21 protein-coding genes are annotated in these 20,863 nt (G+C 66.9%); 6 read left to right on the top strand and 15 right to left on the bottom strand.

Features of this window, described 5'->3' with window-relative positions; all coding sequences use genetic code 11:
- Positions 1 to 7: 7 nt before the first annotated feature.
- The 10 genes from IY716_RS11145 to IY716_RS11190 form a co-directional block, all read right to left on the bottom strand.
- Entirely contained in the window at positions 8 to 676 is a 669-nt protein-coding gene (locus IY716_RS11145) for a DUF501 domain-containing protein (protein ID WP_369699694.1), read from the bottom strand.
- A 54-nt stretch (positions 677 to 730) separates the two neighbouring features.
- Positions 731 to 1,303, bottom strand: a complete 573-nt coding sequence (locus IY716_RS14075; protein WP_218221776.1) for a septum formation initiator family protein — start codon at positions 1,301 to 1,303, stop codon at positions 731 to 733.
- Between the two features lie 230 nt (positions 1,304 to 1,533).
- Positions 1,534 to 2,814, bottom strand: a complete 1,281-nt coding sequence (gene eno, locus IY716_RS11155) for a phosphopyruvate hydratase (RefSeq protein WP_218221777.1) — start codon at positions 2,812 to 2,814, stop codon at positions 1,534 to 1,536.
- Positions 2,815 to 2,944: 130 nt separating this feature from the next.
- Positions 2,945 to 3,703, bottom strand: a complete 759-nt coding sequence (locus IY716_RS11160) for a MazG nucleotide pyrophosphohydrolase domain-containing protein (protein WP_369699695.1) — start codon at positions 3,701 to 3,703, stop codon at positions 2,945 to 2,947.
- On the bottom strand, positions 3,700 to 4,851 hold the full coding sequence (locus IY716_RS11165) for an adenosine deaminase (RefSeq protein ID WP_218221778.1): 1,152 nt from the start codon (positions 4,849 to 4,851) through the stop codon (positions 3,700 to 3,702). Before IY716_RS11165 ends, IY716_RS11160 begins: the two co-directional genes overlap by 4 nt.
- Positions 4,852 to 4,896: 45 nt before the next feature.
- Entirely contained in the window at positions 4,897 to 5,697 is an 801-nt protein-coding gene (locus tag IY716_RS11170; protein ID WP_218221779.1) for a DedA family protein, read from the bottom strand.
- Positions 5,698 to 5,706: 9 nt separating this feature from the next.
- A complete protein-coding gene (locus IY716_RS11175; protein ID WP_218221780.1) occupies positions 5,707 to 7,056 on the bottom strand; it encodes a thymidine phosphorylase in 1,350 nt (449 codons plus the stop codon).
- Positions 7,053 to 7,517 (bottom strand): cytidine deaminase, encoded by a 465-nt coding sequence (locus IY716_RS11180; protein WP_218221781.1) that lies wholly within the window; start codon positions 7,515 to 7,517, stop codon positions 7,053 to 7,055. Before IY716_RS11180 ends, IY716_RS11175 begins: the two co-directional genes overlap by 4 nt.
- Before the next feature lie 36 nt (positions 7,518 to 7,553).
- Positions 7,554 to 8,771 carry an amidohydrolase gene (locus tag IY716_RS11185; RefSeq protein ID WP_218222198.1) on the bottom strand — a complete coding sequence of 406 codons (1,218 nt, stop codon included), beginning with the start codon at positions 8,769 to 8,771 and terminating at the stop codon, positions 7,554 to 7,556.
- Positions 8,772 to 8,790: 19 nt separating this feature from the next.
- Entirely contained in the window at positions 8,791 to 9,921 is a 1,131-nt protein-coding gene (locus IY716_RS11190) for a mannose-1-phosphate guanylyltransferase (RefSeq protein ID WP_218221782.1), read from the bottom strand.
- 350 nt (positions 9,922 to 10,271) lie between these two features.
- On the opposite strand from IY716_RS11190, the gene sdhC reads away from it, so the two are divergent.
- The 5 genes from sdhC (at position 10,272) to IY716_RS11215 (ending at position 14,913) form a co-directional block, all read left to right on the top strand.
- Positions 10,272 to 10,658: a succinate dehydrogenase, cytochrome b556 subunit gene (sdhC, locus tag IY716_RS11195; protein WP_218221783.1), complete on the top strand. Its 387-nt coding sequence runs from the start codon at positions 10,272 to 10,274 to the stop codon at positions 10,656 to 10,658.
- A 2-nt stretch (positions 10,659 to 10,660) separates the two neighbouring features.
- Positions 10,661 to 11,164: a succinate dehydrogenase hydrophobic membrane anchor subunit gene (locus IY716_RS11200; protein ID WP_218221784.1), complete on the top strand. Its 504-nt coding sequence runs from the start codon at positions 10,661 to 10,663 to the stop codon at positions 11,162 to 11,164.
- A 79-nt stretch (positions 11,165 to 11,243) separates the two neighbouring features.
- A complete protein-coding gene (gene sdhA, locus IY716_RS11205) occupies positions 11,244 to 13,031 on the top strand; it encodes a succinate dehydrogenase flavoprotein subunit (protein WP_218221785.1) in 1,788 nt (595 codons plus the stop codon).
- On the top strand, positions 13,031 to 13,819 hold the full coding sequence (locus tag IY716_RS11210; protein ID WP_218221786.1) for a succinate dehydrogenase iron-sulfur subunit: 789 nt from the start codon (positions 13,031 to 13,033) through the stop codon (positions 13,817 to 13,819). Before sdhA ends, IY716_RS11210 begins: the two co-directional genes overlap by 1 nt.
- Positions 13,820 to 13,911: 92 nt before the next feature.
- Entirely contained in the window at positions 13,912 to 14,913 is a 1,002-nt protein-coding gene (locus tag IY716_RS11215; protein WP_218221787.1) for a hypothetical protein, read from the top strand.
- 97 nt (positions 14,914 to 15,010) lie between these two features.
- Here IY716_RS11215 and IY716_RS11220 read toward each other — a convergent pair whose 3' ends face one another.
- From IY716_RS11220 to IY716_RS11235, 4 genes are all read right to left on the bottom strand, one after another.
- Entirely contained in the window at positions 15,011 to 16,120 is a 1,110-nt protein-coding gene (locus IY716_RS11220; RefSeq protein WP_218221788.1) for a YihY/virulence factor BrkB family protein, read from the bottom strand.
- A gap of 7 nt (positions 16,121 to 16,127) precedes the next feature.
- Positions 16,128 to 17,132 carry a tryptophan--tRNA ligase gene (gene trpS, locus IY716_RS11225; RefSeq protein ID WP_369699696.1) on the bottom strand — a complete coding sequence of 335 codons (1,005 nt, stop codon included), beginning with the start codon at positions 17,130 to 17,132 and terminating at the stop codon, positions 16,128 to 16,130.
- A 71-nt stretch (positions 17,133 to 17,203) separates the two neighbouring features.
- Positions 17,204 to 17,965 carry an exodeoxyribonuclease III gene (locus IY716_RS11230; RefSeq protein WP_369699725.1) on the bottom strand — a complete coding sequence of 254 codons (762 nt, stop codon included), beginning with the start codon at positions 17,963 to 17,965 and terminating at the stop codon, positions 17,204 to 17,206.
- A 215-nt stretch (positions 17,966 to 18,180) separates the two neighbouring features.
- The gene (locus IY716_RS11235) at positions 18,181 to 18,819 is read right to left on the bottom strand and encodes a hypothetical protein (protein WP_218221789.1); all 639 of its coding nucleotides are present in this window, start codon (positions 18,817 to 18,819) and stop codon (positions 18,181 to 18,183) included.
- A gap of 148 nt (positions 18,820 to 18,967) precedes the next feature.
- On the opposite strand from IY716_RS11235, the gene IY716_RS11240 reads away from it, so the two are divergent.
- Positions 18,968 to 19,306, top strand: a complete 339-nt coding sequence (locus tag IY716_RS11240) for a hypothetical protein (RefSeq protein ID WP_218221790.1) — start codon at positions 18,968 to 18,970, stop codon at positions 19,304 to 19,306.
- On the opposite strand, the gene IY716_RS11245 is transcribed toward IY716_RS11240, so the two are convergent.
- Positions 19,290 to 20,795 (bottom strand): MFS transporter, encoded by a 1,506-nt coding sequence (locus IY716_RS11245; protein ID WP_218221791.1) that lies wholly within the window; start codon positions 20,793 to 20,795, stop codon positions 19,290 to 19,292. The genes IY716_RS11240 and IY716_RS11245 overlap by 17 nt on opposite strands.
- Positions 20,796 to 20,863: the final 68 nt, after the last annotated feature.

The raw sequence follows: 20,863 nt of genomic DNA on the forward strand, positions 1-20,863 counted from the left end.
CAGCACTCTATGCGGTTTCCGTGTCGCGCTGCGAGGCGGGCGCACCCTGGTGTGGGTCCTCCGCACGGGACGGGGGCTGCTGGCGAGCGAACCCCTGGTTCGCCCTGCGCACATGCCGGCTGAGGTCGCGCTGAGGGACCGGCGCCTCGTGGTCCCAGGAGGTGGCGCAGATGCAGGTCTCCGGGGTCCAGCTGCCGGAGATCAGCTCCAGCGTCTCATCTCCGAGCGGGTTGATGCCGGGGCCGACGGCGAGGGCGTGGCCTGCCAGCACGTGGAGGCATTTGACCCGTTCAGGCATGCCACCGGCGCTGACGCCCTCGATCTCCCAGACCGGATCCAGCCCGGCCTCCGAGCGGATCCGTTCGCGCTCGGTGAGGTAGTTCTCGTGAGCCTGGCGATAGGACTCGGCGAGCTGCTCGTCGGTGGTGAGTCGCTGGCTCATCTCCGCCATGACCCCCGCGGCCTCGAGCCTGGAGACGGCTGCGGTCGCCGCGGGGTGCGTGAGGTAGAACGTGGTGGGGAACGGGATCCCGTTGCTCAGCCGCGGGGCAGTGGCCGCGACCAGCGGGTTGCCGCACACACAGCGGGCGGGAATCTCGACGACGTCGCGCACTGGCCTGCTCAGCTGCAGGCTGATGGTGTCCAGATCGCTGGGGCGAGGAGTAGTCGAGTTCACGGGCACCCAGCCTACTTCACTGCCGGCGGCGCGAGACCGCTGCGGCGGAGCTGGTCACTCGGCGGCGGAGCGCACCAGGGAGTCCCAGAGCGCCTCCGCCCAGGGCAGGTCGCTGCGGACCTCGGTGGAGTCCAGCTCCTCGACCTCCTGCTCGCCGTCCTCGGCGCTACCCATGACCTGATAGCGGCGCTCCCCCGGCATGACCAGGTTGATGCGTTCGCGGGCCTGCTGACGCACGAAGTCTGGATCCTCCCAGCGCAGCAGCTCGGACTGCAGCTCAGCCTGCTCCTGCTGTTCGGCGGCGATCTGCGCCTCGAGCTCCATCATCTCCGAGCGCTGCTGGAAGAAGCTGTTCACCGTGGGCACGAGGAAGGAGATGACCACCAGCACGACCAGGCTCAGCACGATCATGCGGCCGGGAAAGGTGCGCTCGGGCACCGCGGTCGCGGCGCTGACCGGGGTCTTGGCAGATCCGGTGGTGCGGGGACCGTTGGAGCGAGCACCGCGGCGAGCGGTGATTCCGGCAGGTGTGCGGATCTCGCCGGAGACCTGATCGCGTTCGGCGAGCCGACGCGCCTGAGCCGCGCGGGCCTTGGTCTCGGAGGAAGATGCACGTCGGTTCGGCACGATAGGTCACCGCCTTGAGGGGGAAGAGGGGGAAGTAGGCGTGGACTTTCACGATATCTGCACCAGAGGAGCCGACCGGCTTCTGACACGCGAACAGACGAGGACGGGGTGTGTTGGGGTGGAGTCCCGGTCGAGACCAGAATCCACCCCAACACACCCCGTCCTCAGTGCGCTGCGCCTGCGATCAGTCGTGCCTCAGCAGGCAGCTCGTGCCTCGACAGGCAGCAAGCTCAGGCGCTGAAGCGCGGGAAAGCCGAGGCTCCGGCGTAGCGTGCCGCGTCGCCGAGCTCCTCTTCGATCCGCAGCAGCTGGTTGTACTTGGCCACGCGCTCGGAGCGGGCGGGGGCGCCGGTCTTGATCTGGCCGGCGTTGGTGGCCACAGCGATGTCCGCGATGGTGGTGTCCTCGGTCTCGCCGGAGCGGTGGGAGATCATCGTGGTGTAGCGGCTGCGCTGCGCCAGGGAGACCGCGTCCAGCGTCTCGGTGAGCGAGCCGATCTGGTTGACCTTCACCAGCAGCGAGTTCGCGGTGTTGTTGTCGATGCCCTTGCCCAGGCGGTCCGGGTTGGTGACGAAGAGGTCGTCGCCGACCAGCTGGACCTTCTCGCCGATCTGATCGGTCAGGGTCTTCCAGCCAGACCAGTCGTCCTCATCCAGCGGATCCTCGATGGAGACCAGCGGGTAGGCATCGACGAGCTCGCCGTAGTATGCGCTCATCTCCTCGGGGGTCTTGGACTCGCCCTCGAAGGTGTAGGCACCGTCGGAGTAGAACTCGCTGGCGGCGACGTCCAGGGCCAGGGCGATGTCCTTGCCGGGGGTGTATCCGGCACGGGTGATGGCCTCGGTGATCAGGTCAAGCGCCTCGCGGTTCGAGGAGAGGCTCGGCGCGAAGCCGCCCTCGTCGCCGAGCCCGGTGGCCAGACCCTTCTCCTTGAGCAGCGCCTTGAGTGAGTGGTAGACCTCCACGCCGGAGCGCAGCGCCTCCGTGAATGTGGCGGCACCGATCGGGGCGATCATGAATTCCTGGATGTCCACATTGGAGTCCGCGTGGGAGCCGCCGTTGAGGATGTTCATCATCGGCACGGGCAGCAGGTGCGCGTTGGGGCCGCCGAGGTACTTGTACAGCGGCAGGTCCGAGGAGTCGGCGGCGGCCTTGGCCACGGCCATCGAGACGCCGAGGATCGCATTCGCGCCCAGGGAGTTCTTGTTCTCAGTGCCGTCGAGGTCGAGCAGGATCTGGTCGATGATGCGCTGCTCGGTGGCGTCCTGTCCTTCCAGGGCGGCGGCGATGACGTCGTTGACCGCGGCCACGGCGTTCTTCACGCCCTTGCCGAGGTAACGGTCCTTGTCACCGTCACGGAGTTCCACGGCTTCGAAGGCGCCGGTGGAGGCGCCGGAGGGGACTGCGGCCTGGCCGAAGCTGCCGTCGTCGAGAAGGACATCGACCTCTACGGTGGGGTTGCCTCGCGAGTCGAGGATTTCGCGGCCGTACACACTGGCGATCAGAGACATATTCTGTCGGCTCCTAGTTGTTCATTCGGTGGGAAACTTCTCGGGTGTGCCGTGCGCGCCCTTGCGCCGGTGTCTTATCAGGTGAACTTCTCGGGTGAACTTCTCGGCGGATCGTCTCCGCTGCGGCGGCTCAGTCAGCCGGGGCGTCCGGGGCTGATGAGCTGAGTCGGGTCAAGTGGCTGCGCAGCGCCCGTTCCGGATCCTGCCCGTTGGCCCGTGCGGAGCGCACCACAGCAAAGAGTAGTTCACCGAGCTCCTCCTCGTCAGCCGCGGCCGGGATCTTTCCGATGTCGTTGGGCAGATGTTCACCGCGCTCGCGACCCAGCCGGTCGATGACCTTGGCCGCCTTGGCCAGGGCCGGCAGGTGCGCAGGCAGCGAGCCGACGACGCCGGCCAGGTGGGACTCGGAGGGCTCCGGCGCAGCAGTCTGCTCCGGCGCTAGGGCCTGGTCCGGCACCTGCTGGGCAGCCTTCTCCTCGGCCTTGATCCGCGTCCAGGCGGCCTCGACCTGCTCCACCGTGGCCTGGTGGTCCACGGCGAGCTGCCCGTCGGCGCTGAACACATGCGGGCTGCGGCGGATGAGCTTGGCTGTGATGGCCTCCGCGACGCCGTCGAGGTCGAAGCTGCCCCGCTCCTGGGCGAGCTGCGAGTGCAGCGCCACCTGAAAGAGCAGGTCACCCATCTCCTTGCGCAGACTCTCGTCCAGGCTGCCCGACTCGATCTCCTCGAGCACCTCGTAGGCCTCTTCGACCAGGTACTCGGTGAGATCGCCGTGGGTCAGCTGCGAGGTCCACGGGCAGTGCTCCCGGAGCGCAGCGATGACCCAGCGCAGGGTGGTGATCTGTTCTCCTGCCACGGAGGAGGGCTTCTTCTCGGCCGTCGTGGTCACTGCCAGGCTTCGAGGATCATCGCGGCCAGGGCCTCGCGCTCCTCATAACCGAGGAAGGAGGACTCCAGGGCGTTGATCTGGAAGTCGGCGAGCTCGGCGAGGCCGTACTCGAAGGTGCCGGCGAGCAGGGCGAGTTCTCCGGAGAGGGTGACTCCGGAGACCAGACGGTTGTCGGTGTTGACACCCACGTTGAAGCCGAGCTGGTAGAGCATGTCGAAGGGGTGGTCGCTGAGCTCGGGCTTGCCGCTCTCGGCGAACCCGGCGATGGCGCCGGTCTGCACATTGGAGGTGGGGCTGACCTCGAGGTGAATCTGCCGGTCGCGCACCCAGCGGGCGACCGGGCCGAGCTCCACCTGAAAGACCTCTTCCCCGGCGTCGGAGTCGGGCTCGCTCTCGATCACGGTGATGTCCTCGGCCACGCGTACACCGTGGCCCAGGCGCTGGGCACGGCCGGAGACCAGGGCGTCACGGACGGATTCGATGCCGTCGCCCTCGCCGGCGTGGACCGTGGCGGGAAGCATCTCGCTGGCCAGTCGGGTGAAGGCATCGGCGAAGCGGCTCGGCGGGAAGCCTGCCTCGGGTCCGGCGATGTCGAAGCCGACGACACCCTGCTCGCGGTGGCGCAGCGCGAGCTCCACGGCCTCATCGGCGCGATCAGACTGGCGCATGGCCGAGACGAGCTGGCCGACGACGATGACGCCGTCCTTCTCCGCCACGGCCTCCATGCCCTCGTTCAGTCCTGCCTGCACCGCTTCCACGGCCTCGTCGAGGCTCAGGCCCTGCTGCTGATGCTGCTCGGGGGCCCAGCGGACCTCGGAGTAGACGACGCCATCGGCGGCAAGGTCCTCCACGTATTCCTTTGCGACGCGACGAAGGTTCTCCGCGGTCTGCATCACCGCTGCGGTGTGCGCGAAGGCCTCGAGGTACTGCTCCAGGGAACCGGAGTTCGCGTTCTGGCGGAAGTGTTCGGCCAGCTCCTCGGGGTCCTGGGTGGGCAGCTCATGGCCGACCGCGGCTGAGAGCTCGATCAGCGTCTCCGGACGCAGCGATCCATCCAGGTGGTCGTGGAGGGAGACCTTGGGCAGATTGCGCAGCTGCTCTTCGAGCTGGGCGGCGGCGGTGCGGACATCGGAAGCAGTAGAAGTCATAGGACCGAGTCTAACGAGGACGTCCGCGGAAGTCGCCTGAGGGTCTCAGCGGGTGGGGGCGTCGCCGTCGTCGTCGTGCCGGCGTCCCTGCCGGTCACGGTGGTGGCGCTGGTGCGGGTCTCCGGTGTGCCCACCGTGGTGGTCGCCGCGATCGCGGTGCAGCCGCAGCGGAGCCTCCACCGGGAGGGCGGCGGTGTCGAGGTAGCCCTCTGGGTCGATGTGCACGCCCTTGCGGTCCAGCCAGACGGCCACCAGCCGGAAGACTCGATCGAAGATCCAGCCCAGCACTGCGGCGGCTCCGATGGAGACTGCGAGCGCCACCAGCACCGAGTCGAAGATGTTCGCACTGATGGCGCCGATGCTCACCGAGTAGGAGGCCCAGACGAGCGAGGCGATCAGGTCGATGATCAGGAATCGGCGGATGGAGAATCCGGTGGTGCCCGCGACGAAGTTGATCGCCACGCGGGCACCGGGGATGAACCGCCCGACGAAGATCAGCAGGACTCCACGCTTGTCCAGCTCATGCCGGGCCCAGACCAGCGTCCGCTGGGGTGCAGGCCGGCGCATCCAGGCGAACCGCATCGGGCCGATGGCGCGGCCGATCCGGTACGCGATGAAGTCCCCCAGCAGGGCCCCGCCAGCGGCGACCAGGACCACCCACAGCAGGAATGGGGTGCCGGGCTCGTCCGCGAGCGAGCCCAGTCCGATCACCAGGGAATCGGAGGGCACGACGGGGAAGAACCCGTCGATGACGCAGAGCAGGAACAGACCCACCAGCGTCCACCACCCGGAGGCGGCGTCAAGGACGACCCCATTGATGGCATCGAGGATCTCCCCAGGCCCCATCCGCTCGCCTCAGCCGGTCAGGTCTGCGGCGGTGATCCGGTCGAAGACCAGCTCTGGGGTCTCGTGCGGGCCGCCCTCGGCGTCGACGTCCACGGAACCCTCGAGCGCCTGCTCGGCGCGGGCGATCCGGTGCTCGTCGTCGGTGAGCAGGGTGAACAGCGGCTGACCGGCGGCGACGGCCTCACCTGGCTTGGCGTGCATGCGCACCCCTGCGCCGGCCTGCACCGAATCCTGCTTGCGCGCGCGACCGGCCCCGAGCCTCCAGGCGGCCAGGCCCACGGCCATGGCGTCCAGACGCGTCATCGTGCCGGAGACTCCCGCGAGGATGGTGTGGCTGTGCTTCGCCTGGGGCAGGGCCGCCTCCGGGTCTCCGCTCTGGGCGGAGATCATGGCGCGCCAGGAGTCCATCGCCCGGCCGTTGCGCAGGTTCTCTGCGGGATCCACTCCGCTGATGCCCACCGCCTCGAGCATCTCCTTCGCCAGCGCCACAGTGAGCTCGACGACGTCGGCCGGGCCACCTCCGGAGAGCACCTCGACGGATTCCTCCACCTCGATGGCATTGCCGGCGGTGAGTCCCAGCGGGCTCTCCATGTCGGTGAGCAGCGCGGAGGTCTTGACCCCGGCGTCGGTGCCCAGCGCCACCATGGTGCGGGCGAGCTCCCGTGCGTCGTCGCGGGACTTCATGAACGCCCCGGAGCCTGCCTTGACGTCGAGCACCAGCGCATCGGTGCCCTCGGCGATCTTCTTCGACATGATGGAGGAGGCGATCAGCGGAATGGCTTCCACGGTGCCGGTGACATCGCGCAGCGCATAGAGCTTCTTGTCCGCGGGGGCCAGGCCCGGTCCGGCGGCGCAGATCACGGCGTTGACCTCATCGAGCTGACGCAGCAGCTCGGAGTTGCTCAGATCGGCCTGCCAGCCGGGGATGGCCTCGAGCTTGTCCAGCGTGCCGCCGGTGTGACCCAGCCCGCGGCCGGAGAGCTGAGGAACCGGGACCCCGTAGCTGGCCACCAAGGGAGCCAGCGGAAGCGTGATCTTGTCGCCCACGCCGCCGGTGGAGTGTTTGTCAGCGGTCAGCCGGCGTCCGCCGTCGGGGCCGCGCAGCGAGGAGAAGTCCATCCGCTCGCCGGAGGCGATCATCGCCGCGGTCCAGTGGCCGATCTCCTCGCGGTTCATCCCATTGAGCAGGATCGCCATGGCGAGCGCGGACATCTGCTCATCGCCGACGTAGCCGTCGGTGTAGGCGGCGATCATCCATTCGATCTGCGCCTGGGAGAGGTGTCCGTGGTCTCGCTTGAGCCGGATCAGCTCCACGGCATCGTGGGCGGAGCGGTCATACCTCAGTCCGGTGGGGCTCATGTCGCCTCCCGAGCGGTCGCTTCGAGGTCGCGCGGACCGAAGGATTCCGGCAGCAGGGCCTCCAGTGTGGTCGGGCCCTGGGCGGTGCGCACATGCATGGTGGGCGCGGAGAATTCGTGGAGCAGCTGCCGGCAGCGGCCGCAGGGGGTGATGTACTCGCCCTCGCGGTTCACGCAGGTGAAGGCGACGATCTTGCCGCCGCCGTTCATCTGCAGCGCACCGATCATGGTGCACTCCGCGCAGAGGCTCAGCCCGTAGGAGGCGTTCTCCACGTTGCATCCGGAGATGATGGAGCCATCCTCGAGCAGCGCGGCGGCCCCCACCGGGTAGTTCGAGTAGGGGGCGTAGGCATGCGTCATCGCGATCCTGGCCTGGGTGGTGAGCCGGTCCCAGTCGGCGTCGTGATCCGGGGCCGGGATCCGCGCGATGCGTCCGGTCAGAAAGTCATCGTCCTCAGTCATAGGGGCCATCCTACGAGGCCAGCCCCGCTGCCGTGTTCAGGCGCGACGCAGCTCGCCGATCGCGCTCAGTGCGGTGGTGACCATGATCTTGGTGCCGTAGCCGATCGCGCGCTCGTCCGGGACATAGTCACCGCGGTGCAGGTCAAACTCGGGTCCGCCGGGGGTGTTCGTGCCCAGCCGGAACATCGCCCCGGGCAGCTCCTGGGTCATCCAGGCGAAGTCCTCCCCGCCCATGGACTGCGGCGCGAGCTCGAGGCCTTCGGAGCCGAGCACCTCGCGGCCGGCGTTCTCCAGCAGGGTCGTCTCCCGCTCGCTGTTGATCACCGGAGGCACGCCACGGATGTGCTCGAGCTCGACCTCGACCCCGTAGGGCGCGGCGACCTGTTCCACGATCTCGTCGAGCAGCTTGCCGGCGTCGCGCCAGGCGTCCGCGTCGAGGATCCGCATGGTGCCGACCAGTGTGCCGCTGGCGGGGATCGCGTTGTGCGCGCTGCCCGCCTCGATCTGCCCCCAGACCAGCGAGACCGCCGAACGGACGTCCACCCGGCGGGAGAGCACCGCAGGCACGGTGGAGGCGATATGCGCCAGCGCGGAGACCATGTCCTCGGTCAGGTGCGGGCGGGAGGTGTGGCCGCCTCGCCCGGTCACATTGATGCGCACGACGTCGGCGGCGGAGGTGATCGCGCCGATGCGGGTGCCGATCTTGCCCACCTCGATCCGCGGATCGCAGTGCAGGGCGAAGATCCGCGGCAGCGGGGCGAGGACGTCCTGACGGACCATCTCCAGGGCACCGCCGGGCATGGTCTCCTCGGCGGGTTGGAAGATGACCCGCACCTTCGCGCCGAGGCCGTCCGGGTCGCCGTCGTCGATCCGGTCCTGGTGCAGCCGCTGCAGGCTCAGCGCGACGCCGAGCGCCACTGTGGTGTGGATGTCGTGTCCGCAGGCGTGGGTCACTCCTGTGTGTGTGGAGGCGAAGTCCAGCTCGGTGAGCTCCTCCACCGGCAAGGCGTCGATGTCCCCGCGGAATCCGGCGGCGAACTCACCGACGCCGATATCCACGTAGAGTCCGGTTGTCTCGGGCATGAGCTGCGGTTCCAACCCCACGGCTCGGAGACGCGCGGCCAGCTTCTCGGTGGTGCGCTCCTCCTTCCAGGAGAGCTCAGGGTGGGCGTGCAGGTCCCGGCGCACGGTGAGCAGCTCCGGCTCCAGAGCGTCGACGAGCTCTGCGGCGGAGGCATGCGCGGCCTTGAGCATGACGGTGCGGCGCGCTGGTTCAGAGGACATCGGATTCTCCATGCGCCTTGAGTGCCTCCACTGCCTGTTTCACCGATTGCGCGTGATCGGTGGTGGTGACCAGCAGCGCATCCGGGGTGTCGACCACGACGATGTTCTCCACACCGATCAGCGCGACCACCCGCTGAGTGTCGGAGACGACGACGCCGGAGGACTGGTCCGAGTAGACGCGAGCCTTCTCCCCGAGCACGGTCATCGATTCCTGCTCGCGGGCCGGGTTGAGCCGGGCGATCGCCGCGAAGTCTCCGACGTCGTCCCAGGTGAAGGTGCCGGGAATCATGGCCACGTCTCCGGCGGCGGCGGCAGGCTCGGCGACTGCATAGTCGATGGCGATCTTGGGCAGCTGCGGCCAGACCCGGGCGGTGACCTCGGCCTGCGCCTCGGTGCCCCAGGCGGCGGCGATCTCGGTCAGTCCGGCGTGGAGCTCGGGCTCGGCCCGGGCGAGATGATCCAGCAGCAGGGCCACCGGAGCGACGAACATCCCGGCGTTCCACAGGTAGTCCCCCGAGGCCACGTACTTCTCTGCCAGCTCCTGACCCGGCTTCTCCACGAACTCCACGACCTCGTGGGCGTGCGGCGCCTCCGGGATCGGCGCACCGTCGATCTGCAGGCCCGCCCCGCGGCGGATGTAGCCGAAGCCGGTGGAGGGATGAGTGGGGGTGATGCCGATGGTGACGATCTTCCCGGTTGCAGCAGTGGCCACCGCCTCGCGCACCGCTTCCTGGAACACCTCCACGGGGGCGATCACCTGATCGGCGGCGAAGGAGCCCATGATGGTCTCCGGGTCGCGGCGGTGCAGGATCGCGGCGGCCAGGCCGATGGCCGCGCCGGAGTCCTTGGGCTCGGATTCGAGCACCAGGTCCTCGGTGTCCAGCTCGGGGATCTGCTCGCGCACAGCCTGTCGATGCGATTCGCCGGTGACCACCATCACGCGCTTGCCGGTGAGCGGCGCAAGCCGCTCATAGGTTCCACGGATCAGCGTGGTCCCGGCCCCGGTGAGGTCGTGGAGAAACTTGGGCGCACTCGCGCGGGAGAGCGGCCAGAGCCGGGTCCCCACACCTCCTGCGGGGATCACCGTATAAAACTTGTCCAAAGCTGCCTGAGAAGTCACCTCACCAGGGTAGACCCATACGCTGACCGGCCCGGTCAGCCGCGCAGCAGGTCCCCGATCCCGGCGCACAGGAATTGCGTCACAACATTGCAGATTTTCTACATGCTGTAGAACTCAAATCCTCGCGGCGTGATCTCGGCAGAACACGACTCAGGCACGCCTGAACAACGGCGCAACAAAGCCTGCTCACAAGCGCGATGAGCCGCGTCGTCGGCCGCGGTGCTCTACTCTGGTAGATGACATAGGACTCGCGCTGGCGTCACGGATTCCGCACCGCCGCAGCGAAGAAAACATGCAGACAAAATGCGCCGCGCGGAATGCCATGCAAGGACGCAGGGAGGTAATGACAGGTGACGCAGACTAAAGGCACCCTTTATAAGGGGTCAGGGGGCATGTGGTCCTGGGTAGGACACCGGATCACCGGTGTAGGGATCTTCTTCTTCCTCCTGGTCCACGTGCTCGACACCTCGCTGGTGAGGGTCTCGCCGGAGGCCTACGACGCGGTGATCGGCGCGTATAAGAACCCGATCATGATCATCGGCGAGATCGGCCTGGTCGGCGCGATCGTCTTCCATGCATTCAACGGCCTGCGGATCATCCTGGTGGATTTCTGGTCCAAGGGCACCCGCTACCACAAGCAGATGCTCTGGGCCGTGATGGGCCTCTGGGTGATCGTGATGATCGGTTTCACCGCGCGCCACGTGATGCTGTTCCTTGACGGCTGGGGAGGGTTCTGAACATGACGACCACTGATTCCGTGGCACTGCCCACACAGGGCATCGAGGCTCCGCGCTCCAAGCGGATCGACCCCAAGTACCTGCGCCGCTCGTCGAGCTCCTCGAGCAGCTTCGAGATGGCCGGCTGGGTCTTCATGCGCGTCTCCGGCGCCGCTCTGGTGGTGCTGATCTTCGTGCACCTCTGGGTCAACCTGATGGTCGGCGAAGGGATCCACGGCGTGGACTTCGGCTTCGTCGCCGGCAAATGGGCGAATCCCGTCTGGCAGTTCTGGGACCTGACCATGCTCTGGCTGGCCATGCTCCACGGCGGCAATGGCATGCGCACGATCATCAACGACTATGCGGAGAAGGACTCCACACGGGTGTGGCTCAAGTCCATCCTGACCCTCTCCGTGGTCGTCATCATCGTGCTGGGCACCATGGTGATCTTCACCTTCGAGCCCTGCATGGTCGACAACACCGGCCAGCTGCTCGATTCCGCACCCGCCTTCTGCCAGAACGTCTGATCTCCACCGGGGCAACCCCGGTGCGCACCTCTGCGCGTTCTCACGCTTCCGAACACCACGAAAAGAGAGCCACAAGCTGATGCAGGTTCACAAGTACGACGTCGTCATCGTCGGCGCTGGCGGCGCAGGCATGCGCGCAGCCATCGAATCCGGCCAGCGCGCCCACACCGCGGTGCTGACCAAGCTCTACCCCACCCGTTCCCACACCGGTGCCGCCCAGGGCGGCATGTGCGCCGCACTGGCCAACGTCGAAGAGGACAACTGGGAGTGGCACACCTTTGACACGGTCAAGGGCGGTGACTACCTGGTGGACCAGGATGCCGCAGAGGTCATGGCCAAAGAAGCCATCGACGCTGTGCTGGACCTGGAGAAGATGGGTCTGCCCTTCAACCGCACCCCCGAGGGCAAGATCGACCAGCGCCGCTTCGGCGGGCACACCCGCGACCACGGCAAGGCCGCCGTGCGCCGCGCCTGCTACGCCGCTGACCGCACCGGTCACATGATCCTGCAGACGCTGTACCAGAACTGCGTGAAGCACAACGTCGAGTTCTACAACGAGTACTACGTGCTGGATCTGCTCACCGTGGAGGAGGAGGCCACCCGCGAGGACGGCTCCACCTACATGCAGAAGAGGACGGCCGGCGTCGTCTCCTACGACCTGGCCAACGGCGAGATCCACGTCTTCCAGGCCAAGTCTGTGGTCTTCGCCACCGGCGGTCTGGGCAAGATCTTCAAGACCACCTCCAACGCACACACGCTGACCGCCGACGGCATGGCCCTGGCCTACCGTGCGGGCATCCCGCTGGAGGACATGGAGTTCGTGCAGTTCCACCCCACCGGTCTGGCCGGGCTGGGGATCCTGCTCTCCGAGGCCGCCCGCGGTGAGGGCGCGATCCTGCGCAACTCCGAGGGTGAGCGCTTCATGGAACGCTACGCCCCCACGATCAAGGACCTCGCCCCACGTGACATCGTGGCGCGATCCATGGCGAACGAGGTGCGTGAGGGACGTGGCGCGGGTCCGAACAAGGACTACGTGCTGCTGGACCTGACGCACCTGGAGCCCGCGCACATCGACGCGAAGCTTCCGGACATCACCGAGTTCGCGCGCACCTACCTCGGCGTCGAGCCCTATACCGAGCCGGTGCCGGTCTTCCCGACCTGCCACTACGCGATGGGCGGCGTGCCGACCAACGTGAAGTCCGAGGTCCTGCAGGACAACGACACCGTGGTCCCTGGCCTCTTCGCCGCCGGTGAGGTCGCCTGCGTCTCGGTGCACGGCTCCAACCGCCTGGGCACCAACTCGCTGCTGGACATCAACGTGTTCGGCAAGCGCGCCGGCCTGGCCGCCGCCGAATATGCCGCCACCGCAGAGTTCGTGGACATCCCGGAGAACCCGACCGAGTTCACCGAGAACCAGCTCAACGCGATGCGTGCGTCCACCGGCGGAGAGCGCACGGCGACGCTGCGCTCTGAGCTGCAGGAGACCATGGACGCGAACATGCAGGTGTTCCGCTCCGAGGAGACCATCAAGGAAGCCCTGGCGGTCATCGCTGATCTGCGTAAGCGCTATAAGAACGTGCAGATCCAGGACAAGGGCAAGCGGTTCAACCTGGACCTGCTCGAGGCCGTGGAGCTCGGCTTCCTGCTGGACATGGCCGAGGTCATGACCGTGGCGGCCCTGCACCGCAAGGAGTCACGCGGCGGACACTACCGCGAGGACTTCCCGGAGCGTGATGACGAGAACTTCATGCTGCACTCGATGATGTACCTCGACCCCGAGTCCTCGACCGACGGCACCAACGGCATCCGTGCCGACACCAAACCGGTCGTCTTCACCCGTTACGAGCCGATGGAGCGTAAGTACTGATGAGCACTCCCACCAAAGAAGCCGCCGAGCCCGCTTCCAAGATCGACATGAAGGAGAGCGGAGGCGGAGGCGAGGTCCCGAGCTTCGAGATCACTCTCCAGGTGCGCCGCTATGACCCGGAGTTCTCCGATGAGGCACGCTGGGACGAATGGCAGCTCACCATGTACGGCACCGACCGCGTGCTGGACGCCCTGCACAAGGTCAAGTGGAACATCGACGGTTCGCTGACGTTCCGCCGGTCCTGCGCCCACGGCGTCTGCGGCTCCGATGCCATGCGCATCAACGGTCGCAACCGCCTGGCCTGCAAGGTGCTGCTCAAGGACCTGGACACCTCCAAGCCGATCATGGTCGAGCCAATCAAGGGTCTGCCCGTGGAGAAGGACCTGATCGTGGACATGGAGCCCTTCTTCCAGTCCTACCGCGAGATCATGCCCTTCATGGTCAACAACTCGCCGGCCCCGACCGCCGAGCGCCTGCAGTCCCCCGAGGACCGTGAGCGCTTCGACGACACCACCAAGTGCATCCTCTGCGCCGCCTGCACCTCCTCCTGCCCGGTCTTCTGGACCGACGGGCAGTACTTCGGCCCGGCGGCGATCGTCAACGCGCATCGGTTCATCTTCGATTCCCGCGACGACGCCGGCGACATGCGCCTGGAGGTCCTCAACGACAAAGAGGGCGTGTGGCGCTGCCGCACCACCTTCAACTGCACCGATGCCTGCCCGCGCGGCATCGAGGTCACCAAGGCCATCCAAGAGGTCAAGCGCGCGGTGCTGACCCGCAGCATGTAGTCCCGCGCCTCAGGAGGTCGGGTGGCGCGCTGCGCTCGCCACCCGACCTCCTACGTGTTTGCATTGGTTCGCTCCCTCGGTTAGGTGACGTCATGGACAGATACGATCAGGCCATTCGTCATCTGATCGATGTCGGAGTGGGCCGCACGAACTACACGAACATCGTGGTCGCGGCTGAAGCTTTGGACCGCGGCATCACGGTGCGAAAGTCGATCAACAGCGGCCGGATGGTGATGGAACACGGTGGGCGCATGCGCACGTGGAACGGCGGCGGCACCAACCACAACGGCGACCTCGTGAAAAAGATCGCTTCCTATAAAGACGTGGCGAGTCGACTCTTTCGGGACCTGAAGATCAGCGCACCCGAGAACGCCGTGTTCGGAGTGAATGAGTCTGCTCGAGCATGGGCCTGGGCAGCCCCGTTTGAACGAGCCGTGGTCAAGCCCCATAACGGTCGGCAGGGCAAGGACGTGCACGCGGGGATCAAGACCGAGCAACACTTCCATGAAGCGTTCAGTCAGGTGGCAGCAAACAACGCCAGGATCCTGGTCGAGGAGTTCCGGACAGGTGTGGAGCATCGCTGTCTCGTCGTCGAGAACCGTCTTGTCGCCGCTACCCGGCGAAGGCCCGCCAGCGTGAGCGGCGATGGCAGGACGACCATCCGGGACCTAATCGACGCCAAGAACAGAGACCGGGGCCCTATTCACAAGGCTCTGGTCCTGGATGCTGTCTCGCTCGACTACCTGCAGCGCCATGGTCACCGGCTGGACTCCGTCCCAGAAGCCGGAGAACGCGTATATCTCCGCAGCACTTCGAATCTCCACACCGGTGGAGACGCAGTGGATGCTACCGACGAAATCACAGAGAAGGAGCGTGAGCTCGTCGAGCGCGCCGCACGGGCTCTGCCCGGATTGAGGATCGTCGGTTTCGACGTCCTGCTTCCCCGGAGCGAGGTCGACCACCACGAACCCTCGGTACTCGAGATCAACGCGAGCCCTATGGTGTCCATGCACCACTTCCCCTGGTCCGGTCAGCCCCGGGACGCCGCGCGGCACGTCGTAGATTCGCTGTTCCCACGGACTGTCCGGGACTGAACGCCCAGCACCACCCGCGCACACGTCATGGATCTCGAGTTCGCCGTGGTATGTACGGGCTGCCGCGCCGAGTCAACCGACGTTGACGGGGCTGGGGTCAGTGCAGGAGGCCGGCGGGGCCTTCGCGGCGGACTCGATCGTCGGTGGCCAGGGCCGCCCAGGCTGCAGAGAGCAGGTAGACGAGGCTGAGCACAAAGAAGTAGATGAAGAAGCCCAGCACGGTGGCGAAGGAGGACACGATCAGGTTCCCCGCCGCCACCCCATTGAGCAGGTACGTGGACAGGGCGCGCAGAAGCGAGGAGCCCACGGCGGCGATCAGAGCGGCTCGCCACAGCACCGAGACCGGCATCACCACCCGGGACGCCATCCGGAAGACCAGCACCGCGACCAACAGATCCAGGATCAGCGGGACACCCACGGTGAGCAGCGTGCCGACCAGACCCTCCAACACACTGAGGTCCCAGCCGAGGATATCGGCGCTGAAATTGAACAGCTCCGTGGAGAGCAGGCTGGTGGCCGTGGCCGCGAGCAGCATCGACCCCAACAGCACCATGACCATGAGATCGCGCGCCTTCACGAGCAGCACGTTCTCATCCATCAGGGGACGGTCGAAGATGCTGCGGATTCCCGCGCGCAGACCGTTGATCCAGCTCAGCGAGGCCACCGTCGCGACCAGCAGCGAGACCACCAGCGTGACGCCGAACCCGCTGGTGGAGAACAGGTCCTGCTGCGTGGCGAGTCCGTCTTCCCCGATCACACCGGGCAGGGCGTTATTCGTGAGCTCCACGATGTCGTTCTGGAGACTCACATCCCCGCCGATCACGATGCCGGCCACGGAGAACCCCGCCACCAGCGCCGCGGAGACGGAGAAGAACATCATGTACGCCGCCCCGGCGGCCATGACGGGCCCATAGTGGAAGAGGAACAGGTTCAACACCCGCATCGGGTGCGTGGTGTCCAGGCGGGTCAGGCCCCAGTAGAGGCTCGGCCCGATCAGCTGAACACCGCTGCGTCCCTCGCGGCGAGCATGACCCCAGGCCCGGCGCGCCTTCACCTCGCGGCGGCGCAGACCCTCCACGTCGAGCGGGTTGACCATCCCCGAGACCTCTTCGCGGTCGTTCATCGCCTTCGCGGCCGCGCGCGCGTGCCCGGCGATGACGCCGTGTCCGCCAGTTCGAGGCCGCAGCCGGGAGGGATCCTCGTTCATCGCCTGATCATCCCGAGGCCGGGAGGAATCCGATCTTCTCGTAGACCTCGGCGAGGGTCTCCCCGGCCACCGAGCGGGCCTTCGCGGCCCCTGTCGCCAGCAATGCGTCCAGCTGGGCGGGATCCTGTAGCAGCTCCTCGGCGCGATCACGGATGGGCCCGAGCCGCGCGACGACCACCTCGGCAAGGTCCACCTTGAGGTGGCCATACATCTTGCCCTGGTACTCGTCCACGATCTCCTGGATCGGGCGGTCGGTCACCGCCGAGTAGATGCTCAGCAGGTTCGAGACGCCGGGCTTCTCGGCGCGGTCGAAACGGATCTCGCCGCCGTCGTCGGTCACCGCCGACTTGATCTTCTTGGCGATCTGCTTATCGGTGTCCATTAGGTTCAGCAGACCGTTCGGGGACTGCGCGGACTTGGACATCTTCGCCGTGGGGTTCTGGAGGTCATAGATCCGCGCCCCGGACTCCGGGATGAAGGGCTCAGGCACGCGGAAAGTCTCGCCGTAGCGGTGGTTGAAGCGCTGGGCCAGGTTACGGGAGAGCTCCACATGCTGCTTCTGGTCCTCGCCCACCGGCACGCCATGCGGCTGGTAGAGCAGGATGTCGGCGGCCTGCAGCATCGGGTAGGTGAAGAGTCCGACGCCGGCCGCATCGGCGCCCTGCTTGGCGGACTTGTCCTTGAACTGGGTCATCCGCGAGGCCTCGCCCATGCCGGTCAGGCAGGTCATGATCCAGCCCAGCTGGGCGTGCTCGGGCACGTGGGACTGCACGAAGAGCGTGGAGCGTTCGACGTCGAGGCCCCCTGCGATGTACTGGGCGGCGGTCCTGCGCACTCGCATGCGCAGCTCAGCCGGGTTCTGCGCCACGGTGATCGCATGCATGTCCGGGATGAAGAAGAAGGCGTCGTAGCGCTCCTGCATCTTCACCCAGTTGACCAGCGCTCCCAGGTAGTTGCCCAGGTGCAGGGAGTCAGCCGAGGGCTGCATCCCGGAGAGTACGCGCTCAGTCACGGCAGTTCCTTCGTGTCATCAGTCGAGTATGGATGGGCGGTCGCACCAGTGGATGAGCGCAATCGCGCCGCTCAGGGGAGTTTGTAGTCCACGACCAGCGGAGCGTGGTCGGACCAGCGCAGCGAGTAGTCCACCGCGCGGTCGACCTTGAGGTTGGAGGCGAGCTCCGCAAGGGCCGGAGTGGCCATGTGATAGTCGATCCGCCACCCGGTGTCGTTGTCGAAGGCCTTGCCGCGGTAGGACCACCAGGTATAGGGACCGTCGACCTCGCCGGCCAGACTGCGGGCCACGTCCACGTAGCCCAGCTCGCCGAAATAGCGGTCGAAGAAGGCGCGTTCCTCGGGCAGGAACCCAGAGTTCTTGACGTTGCCCTTCCAGTTCTTGATGTCGAGCTCGCGGTGGCCCACATTGAGGTCACCCATCACCAGCAGATGGTCGGTGCGGGCGGCAAGCTTTGGCAGGTAGTCGGCCATATCGGCCAGGAAGCGCATCTTGTGCTCCTGCTTGGTGGTACCCACTTCGCCCGAGTGGACGTAGACGCTGGCCACGGTCAACGTGCTTCCGTCGCCGAGCGTGTAGTCCGCCTCGATCCACCGTCCGTCGTCCTCGGAGTGACCGGCCCCGATGCCGGTGCGGGTGGCCACCGGCGCGGTGCGGGAGATGATCGCGACACCGGCGCGTCCCTTGTCGGCGGCCTCGTGCTCATGGATGTGCCAGGTTTCACCCGTGGGCTCGGTCATCTCGGCGACCAGCTTGGTGAGGATCTCCTCGTTGGCGCGGACCTCCTGCAGGGCGAGGATGTCGACCTCGCGGTCCGCCAGCCATTCGCCCATGCCTTTGCGGTGCGCGGCGCGGATCCCGTTGACGTTCACCGAGGCGATCCGTGTGTGGCCGGCGTCCTTGGCGTCCACGATGCGATGGGGGTGCTCGCCGAAGTCGGGGGCCGCCGTGGAGTTCGCTGCGACCGTGGAACTCGATGCGGCGGTGGAACTGGATGCGTCTGTGGAGCTGCCTGACTGGGTGGGGGTGTCCGTCACGTCTGGTCCTCTCAGTTGACGATCTCGCCGGTGATCGGGCGGTCGTCGTCGTTGTTGCGGCCGGCTCTTGAGTCACGTCGCCGGTCCCGCCCGGAGTCCGCCCCCGAATCCTGCCCAGCGTCATGCTGCGAGGAGTGCCCGCGGCCCACGTGCTCGGAGAGCATGTCGCGGCCGTTGCCGGCGGTGGTCTCGATGGTGTCCAGGGCGCGGTCGACCATCTCCAGGTCCGCCTCGGTTCCCTTGGCCAGCTCCTGGGTGATGACCCGCTTCTGCACCTGGACGATCTTGAAGGAGTGGTCCAGCTTGAGGTTCCGAGCGTGGGTGTCCTCATCGACCACCGCGGTGCCGCCGCTGGCGTCGGCGCGGCGGGAGGCGGCGTCGGCCCGTGCCGAGTCAAGGGTGTCACCGAACTTCTTGGCACCGGAGCGCACCGAGAAGACCAGCACCGTGGCCAGGAGCAGCCAGCCGCCGGCGACGACGGCGATGATCCAGCCGATGACGTCGTTCTGGTTCGCGGCGAAGACCAGCGCCACCAGGAGCACGGTGATCATCACCGCGAAGCTGATGCCGGAGGTGCGCCGACCGAAGTTCCTGACTGCATCAGGTGCACCGGCTGAGCTGCCTTGAGGCAATGACTGGGGAGAACTCATGGGCTGATTATCGCTGGCAACGCGCACCGAATGCCAATCGCCGCCGGCAGTTCACCCACGGGCGTGGGGCAAGCAGACAGTCAGGTCTCCTATGATGGCCTGGACCGAAGCACCAGAGCCACCGCAACGACCCTCAGGAGACCGCTCCATGTCCGAACAGCCCGAGACTCCGCACCTCGATGCCCCCGAGCGCACCACCTGGATGCGGCGCTACGCGCTGGACCCTGCGCTGGCCGACGAGTTCATCTCCTTCCTGACGAAGCAGGTCATCCCCGCCCGCGAGGAGCGCGGATTCACCGTGGAGTCGATGTGGCTCTCGGACGGCAAGGACGAGCTCACCTGGTTCGTCAGCCGCTTCGGCAACCGTGAGGAGTTTCTGGAGGCCGAGCAGGCCTGGGATGAGTCCCCCGAGCGCGCTGCGATCTTCGCTGACGCGCCGGCCTATGTGACGGACAAGGACCTGCGACCGGTCACTCGGCTGCGCTGATCGCTGCCCGTTTCGCAGCGAAGATCGCTGCCGCCACCGAGCTGAGCATCAGTGCTGCGATGACCAGAGTGGCGATCACGATCCCGCTCTGATGCCCTTGGTCGGCGGTGACCGAGAAGTATATGCCGGTCACCACGGCGATGCCGATCGCGGTGAAGACACGCTGCACGGTCTGAGCCACTCCCCCGGCGGCTCCTGCCATCTGCTCGGGGACATCGTGCATGGACAGCGTCTGCGCGCTGGGAATGATCAGCGCCTGTGAGATTCCGACGACGCCCAGTGCCGCCGCCATGAGCCAGATCGATCCGTACGGGGTCGCCATCAGCGCCGCGGTCCCGGAGAGCAGCAGCATCGCGGCCACGGCGGTGATCGTGCCTGCCACCAGGATCCGTGGGCCCTTGCTCTCCACGGCTTTGCCCACGCGGGAGGACAGCAGCATCACCATCACCGCGCTGGGCAGTGTCACCAGCCCCGCGATCAGCGCTCCGCGCCCCTGTCCCTGCTGGACGTAGACCGCGACCACCGCCCAGATTGCGGGCATGCCGGCGAAGTAGAGGCCCAGCACCATGGAGTTCAGCGTGTAGCTGGGAAGCGCGAAGAGTTTGAGGTTCACCATCGGCGCTGACTCATGGCGCCGGCCCAGCCGCCGCTCCCAGACCGCCCAGATCCCCAGCACCAGGAGTCCAGCAACCGCGAAGAGCCCACCGACCAGGCTGCGGAACTGGATGAAGGGAAGCATCAGCAGCAGCACGGCAAGGCTGAGCAGCACGACGCCGAGCGGGTCCAGCCGCTGCAGACCCTGCGGCTCCGTGCCCGTGTTGCCCGTGGACGCACCGTCGGGGGAGGTGGATTCACGCCCGGCGTCGGTGTCGGCGCCCACGGAGCTGGCCGCGGCGTCGTCGTCCTGGGGCTTCGGCAGCCAGAGCAGAATGCCGATCAGCGCCACCACGGTGACCGGGACGTTGATCAAGAAGGTCATCCGCCACCCCAGATCGGCAGCCGTGGTGTCGATGATGAGTCCACCCAGCGCCGGACCGGCGGCCACCGCGACACCGATCACCGTGCCCATCATCCCGTAGGCGCGGCCCCGTGCGGGGCCGCTGAAGAGCTGCTGAATCATCCCGATGACCTGCGGCGTCAGGATGCCGGCGGCGAATCCCATGAAGACGCGGGCGGTGTTGAGCACCAGCGGGCTCATCGCCAGCGCCGCGCCCAGGGAGGCCAGGCCGAAGACCACGACACCGATCAGGAAGAGGTTCCGGCGGCCCCAGATGTCACCAGCACGTCCGGCAGGGACCAGCGCCATGCCGAAGGCCAGCGCATAGCCCGAGAGCACCCACTGCAGATCTGCGGAACTGGCCTCGAGGCTCTCTTCGATGGCGGGAAGCGCGACGTTGACGATGCTGATGCTCAGCAGCGACGCGAAGAGCGGCAGGAACATCGCCGTCATCATCCGACGCGAGCTGCCGGTGGAAGTTGTCTGATGCACTGACTTACCCTAACGCCACTCCAGCACAAGTCGTGCTGAGACAGCAGAAAGGGGCCCTACAAGAGGGC

The sequence above is a fragment of the Nesterenkonia sp. Act20 genome (genome assembly GCF_019173455.1).
Taxonomy (GTDB): Bacteria; Actinomycetota; Actinomycetes; order Actinomycetales; family Micrococcaceae; genus Nesterenkonia.